This is a genomic window from Flavobacterium sp. (genome assembly GCF_035760125.1).
In the GTDB taxonomy this organism is placed as follows: domain Bacteria; phylum Bacteroidota; class Bacteroidia; order Flavobacteriales; family Flavobacteriaceae; genus Flavobacterium.
On the sequence record NZ_DASTTN010000468.1, the window covers coordinates 1 to 5,271 of the forward strand.

4 protein-coding genes are annotated in these 5,271 nt (G+C 33.8%); 1 reads left to right on the top strand and 3 read right to left on the bottom strand.

Features of this window, described 5'->3' with window-relative positions:
* Positions 1-86 precede the first annotated feature (86 nt).
* On the top strand, positions 87-806 hold the full coding sequence (locus tag VFS71_RS16745) for a head GIN domain-containing protein (RefSeq protein ID WP_326402726.1): 720 nt from the start codon (positions 87-89) through the stop codon (positions 804-806).
* A gap of 110 nt (positions 807-916) precedes the next feature.
* On the opposite strand, the gene VFS71_RS16750 is transcribed toward VFS71_RS16745, so the two are convergent.
* The 3 genes from VFS71_RS16750 to glgB all read right to left on the bottom strand — a co-directional run bounded on the left by VFS71_RS16750 (position 917) and on the right by glgB (position 5,269).
* Positions 917-2,239: an MFS transporter gene (locus VFS71_RS16750; RefSeq protein WP_326402728.1), complete on the bottom strand. Its 1,323-nt coding sequence runs from the start codon at positions 2,237-2,239 to the stop codon at positions 917-919.
* Positions 2,240-2,431: 192 nt separating this feature from the next.
* Positions 2,432-3,247 (bottom strand): M48 family metallopeptidase, encoded by an 816-nt coding sequence (locus VFS71_RS16755; RefSeq protein ID WP_326402729.1) that lies wholly within the window; start codon positions 3,245-3,247, stop codon positions 2,432-2,434.
* Positions 3,248-3,403: 156 nt separating this feature from the next.
* A complete protein-coding gene (gene glgB / locus VFS71_RS16760; protein ID WP_326402730.1) occupies positions 3,404-5,269 on the bottom strand; it encodes a 1,4-alpha-glucan branching protein GlgB in 1,866 nt (621 codons plus the stop codon).
* Positions 5,270-5,271: the final 2 nt, after the last annotated feature.

Here is a 5,271-nt window from a genome sequence, read left to right on the forward strand (position 1 = left end):
AAATTGTATAAAAATGAAGTTCAATAGCAGTTTCAATCATACTATCAAATTCAAAAATCATGTTCAACAATTATAATTTTTAATCTATGAAAAAATCAATTCGATTTGTCGTTTTTAGTGCTTTGTTTTTTACAACAATTGCAAATGCACAATGGTCAAAAATAAAAGGAAATGGAAAAGTAGTAACAGAGAAGAGAACTACTGCGGGTTATGATGAGATTAATGTTTCAGGCTTTTTTGATGTGGTATTGGTTTCTGGTTCCGAAGGCGCAATATCCATTCAAGGTGAAGAAAACTTGCTTCCTTATATCAAAGTTGAAGTGGAAGGAAATATATTAAAAATTTATACCGAGAAAAATATCAATATTGATACTAAGAAAGATATTGTTTTGACCGTTCCATTTGAACAAATTAGTTTTGTTTCTCTTTCTGGTTCTGGAGATGTTATGTCCAAAAATACTATCGTCAGCCCAAATTTTAAAGCTAAATTATCTGGTTCCGGTGATTTGACTTTAGACGTTAAGACAACTGATTTTGAATCCAATTTAAGTGGTTCTGGTGATGTTGTTTTAACAGGGAGCTCGGATAATTTTGTTTCCAAAACGTCTGGTTCAGGAGATGTGGACGCTACTAATTTGATTACAAAAAATGCAAATCTGACGATTTCAGGATCAGGTGATATGAAAGTAAATTGCAGTCAGAGTTTGTTTGCAAGAGTTTCGGGTTCCGGTGATATTCAATACAAAGGAGATCCTCAAACAAAAGATACCAAAGTGAGTGGCTCTGGTGATATTTCAAAAGTATAATCATATAAATGGTAAACTTACAGTTTATAAAAAAAAACGCAGATTCATAGATTTGAATCTGCGTTTTTTTATTGAAAAAGATTTTTAAAACCTGATTGGTTTAGAAATTATTAAGCCTCTTTTTTAGGAACTCTATTCAGTAACAAAACACCAATTACAAAAAACACTGCCAAAAATACAATAGCCAGCCTTGGGCTTCCGGTAATTTGATCAATGGCCCCATAGACACACATCCCAATTACAATCCCAATTTTTTCGGTAACATCATAGAAGCTGAAAAAGGAAGCAGTATCTTCTGTTTCTGGCAAAAGTTTAGAATAGGTAGAACGCGATAATGCCTGAATTCCACCCATTACTAGTCCTACTAGCGCAGCCATGATATAAAACTGATTAGGAGTTACTATAAAATAAGCCGCAGAACAAAGTATCACCCAAAAACAATTGATTACAATAAGGGTGGGTATATTTCCAAATTTTTCTGATGCTTTTGATGTCAAAATAGCACCAATTACAGCGATAATTTGTATTAATAAAATACAGATAATCAATCCCGTTTGACTTTGACTTGCGGATTCCCAAGCGATTTCTTGTGAACCAAAATAAGTGGCAATAAGCATTACGGTTTGAACAGCCATGCTATAAACAAAAAAGCTAATCAGATATCTTTTTAACGGAATATTGGCTTCCAATAATCCCCAAACTTTTTTTAATTCATTAAAACCATTAAATACAACTGCTTTGGTCACTTTTCGATCTATATTTTTATTTCCTTTTGGCAAAAAATAATATGTATATTGACTGAAAATAATCCACCAAATCCCAACCATTACAAAGGAATATTTCATTGCTTTCATTGCGGCTTCGCCTTTAGTATTTCCTGTTATTCCAAAAATATCAGGCATCATTACCATAGCAAGATTTACTATTAATAAAATAACACTCCCAATATATCCAAGAGAATATCCTTTGGCGCTTACGGCGTCTTGTTGTTCGGTAAAAGCAATATCAGGCAAATAGGAATTATAAAATACTAAACTTCCCCAGAAACCTATTAAACCAAAAAAGTAAAAAAATAATCCAACATAAATATTCTCTAAACTAAACCAATTCAAACCAATGCAAGAGAGAGCTCCTGTATAGCAGAAGAACTTCATAAAGGATTTTTTATTCCCGACATAATCAGCAATACCAGATAATAAAGGTGAAAAAAGGGCAACCATCAAAAATGCTCCGGCAGTGACAAAACTAATCAATGCAGAGTTTTTTAAGTTCAACCCAAAAACCTCAATATAATGGTCTCTATCGGAAAATAAGGCCTCATAAAAAATTGGAAATATGGCTGAAGAAATCACTAATGGATATACTGAATTTGCCCAATCGTAAAATGCCCAAGCGTTTAGTAGTTTTTTACTTCCTTTTGCTAAATCTGCCATATTTGTTTGTTTTTTTATTTGCGAATTTATTTATTTTTTAGTTTGCATAGCAATAAATAGCACTTTTTCACATATTAAATTTTTAATAATAAATTATTACTATTATTGGACTCACTAAGATTAATAAAAAAAGCTATTCTTAAAAAGAATAGCCTAAATAGTTCTAAAAATTCAATTAATTGCAGTAAACAATTATTTATATGTAGCATTAACTTTTGCAGCTGTTGCTCTAGCTTCCGGAATCAATGCCTTTAAATTTGCCATTCTTGTGGCATCAGAAGGATGTGTGCTTAAGAATTCAGAGGGTGCTGCTCCTCCGGATTGTGCCGCCATTCTTTGCCAGAAAAGTATAGCCTCATCCGGATTATAACCAGCGATTGCCATTAAGGTAAGTCCTATTTTATCGGCTTCGCTTTCATGACTCCTGCTAAATGGAAGCATTACTCCCACTTGAGAGCCTAAACCATAATATTGTTGCCACATTTGCTGTTTCTCGGTACTTTGATTTCCTGTGGCTACAGCTACACCTACAGCACCTAATTCTTGCAATTGGGAGGCACTCATTCTTTGTGCACCGTGATTTGCTAATGCATGAGAAACTTCATGTCCCATAACTGTTGCTAAACCAGCTTCATCTTTAGTTATGGGCAAAATCCCTGAATAAACAACGATTTTTCCTCCGGGCATACACCAAGCATTTACATCTTTGCCATCAACTAATTTATATTCCCATTGGTAGCCTTTTAAATAATCTGGATTTCCGAGATAAATAGCATATTTCTCTGCAGCTGTTTTGATTTTTAATCCAACTACTTCTACTTGTTTGGCTTCAGGCGTTCCTGTAATAACTTTATTCTCCTTCAAAAATGTTCCATATTGTTGAAATGACGACGGAAACAATTCACTGTTGGAAACAAAATTAAGTTCTTTTTTCCCTGTGATAGGATTTGTAGCACAAGAATAAAACAAACCAGTTATGCCTATTCCTATTAATAAATATTTCTTCATAATGTTACATTTAAATATTATACAAAAATCCAACTTTTATTAGTTCTAAGTTTATATGGTTAAATTTAAAAGTATCAACATTCCCATTATTGGAAACAAAAATCAAAATACTGATTGAATAATAACTACAAAAATTAATTTTTATTTATTTTAATTCTAGGATATTTTAAAAACGACTACACTTAGTGGTGGAAGCAATAAAGCGGTTGAATATTCTTTGCCATCATACGGATTAGTTTCAATACTTAATTTTTTAGTGTTTTTTACACCACTCCCGCCAAAATCAGTATCATCACTGTTGAATAGTTCAATAAGTTTTCCTGATTTGTGTATGCCTATTCGGTAGTTCTCACGTACAACCTGGGTAAAATTAAGGACAACTATTAAATCATCTTCGGGATTATTTCCTTTTCGAATAAACGACATCACTGCATTTTCATGATCTGAATAGTTAATCCATTCAAAACCATCATGACTAAATTGTTTTTCATGTAAAGCAGGCTCAGTTTTATACAATTTATTGAGCTTGGTGATAACCTTTTTTATCCCATTATGAAATGGATATTGCAATAAATGCCAATCTAAACTGCTTTCAAAATTCCATTCACTGCTTTGTCCAAATTCTGCACCCATAAACAACAATTTGGTTCCTGGATGTGTAAACATATAACCGTAAAGTAATCGCAGATTTGCAAATTTTTGCCACTCGTCACCAGGCATTCTTCCTGCGATAGATTTTTTTCCATATACAACTTCATCATGTGAAAGAGGCAACATGAAATTTTCGGTGTAGGTATAAGTCATGGAGAATGTCAAATCATTTTGATGGTATTTTCGATACACTGTCTCCTTTTGGAAATATTCTAATGTATCGTGCATCCAACCCATCATCCATTTCATTCCAAAACCTAATCCGCCAACAAATGTAGGTCGGGAAACCATTGGGAAAGAAGTACTTTCTTCGGCTATAGTCTGGACACCTTCATAATTAGCATATACAGCTTCATTAAAATCTTTTAAAAAGCTGATTGTATCTAAATTCTCTCTTCCACCATATATATTTGGTTCCCACTCCCCTTCTTCTCTGGAATAATCCAAATATAACATAGAAGCAACAGCATCGACTCTTAATCCATCAATATGGTAATGATCCAACCAAAACAGCGCATTACTGATTAAAAAGGAACGAATTTCATTTCGCCCATAATTAAAAACCAAACTTTTCCAATCAGGATGGTACCCTTTTCTACGATCTGGATGTTCAAATAAATTGGATCCGTCAAAGAAACCCAATCCATGTGCATCATCCGGAAAATGTGAGGGAACCCAATCCAGAATTACTCCAATACCCGCTTGATGCAATTTATCGACAAAAACCATAAAATCCTGAGGATTTCCAAAACGGGATGTTGGTGCAAAATAACCAACTAATTGATAACCCCATGATGGATCATAAGGATATTCCATAACCGGCATGAATTCCACATGAGTGAATCCAGTCTCTTTAATATATTTTACAAGATCTTCAGCAAATTCTAAATAGGTTAAAAATCGATTTTCTTCTCCGTGTCTTTTCCATGAACCTAAATGAACTTCATATACGGAATACGGTTTGTCCAAATCATTATGTTCTTTACGGGTTTGCATCCATTTTTTGTCTTTCCACTTATAATCAAGATCCCAAATAACCGAAGCGGTATGAGGTGGCTTTTCGCAATAAAAAGCGAATGGATCTGCTTTTTCGGTAATGATACCACCGTTGTTGGATTGTATTTTATATTTATAGGTAGTTCCTTGTTCTATTCCTGGAATAAATCCTTCCCAAATACCAGATGAATCCCAACGTACCTGTAATGGATGTTCACCTTGAATCCAGTAATTAAAGTCACCAATCACTGAAACCGTTCTTGCCGATGGCGCCCATACGGCGAAATAAACACCTTTTACTCCATCAACTTCAATAAGATGTGCCCCTAATTTTTCGTAAAGTCTATAGTGTTTTCCTGCTTTGAATAAATCAATGT

Coding starts and splice junctions, on each gene's coding strand:
- VFS71_RS16750 (WP_326402728.1), bottom strand. CDS start 2,239: ATGGCAGATTTAGCAAAAGGAAGTAAAAAACTACTAAACGCTTGGGCA.
- VFS71_RS16745 (WP_326402726.1), top strand. CDS start 87: ATGAAAAAATCAATTCGATTTGTCGTTTTTAGTGCTTTGTTTTTTACA.
- VFS71_RS16755 (WP_326402729.1), bottom strand. CDS start 3,247: ATGAAGAAATATTTATTAATAGGAATAGGCATAACTGGTTTGTTTTAT.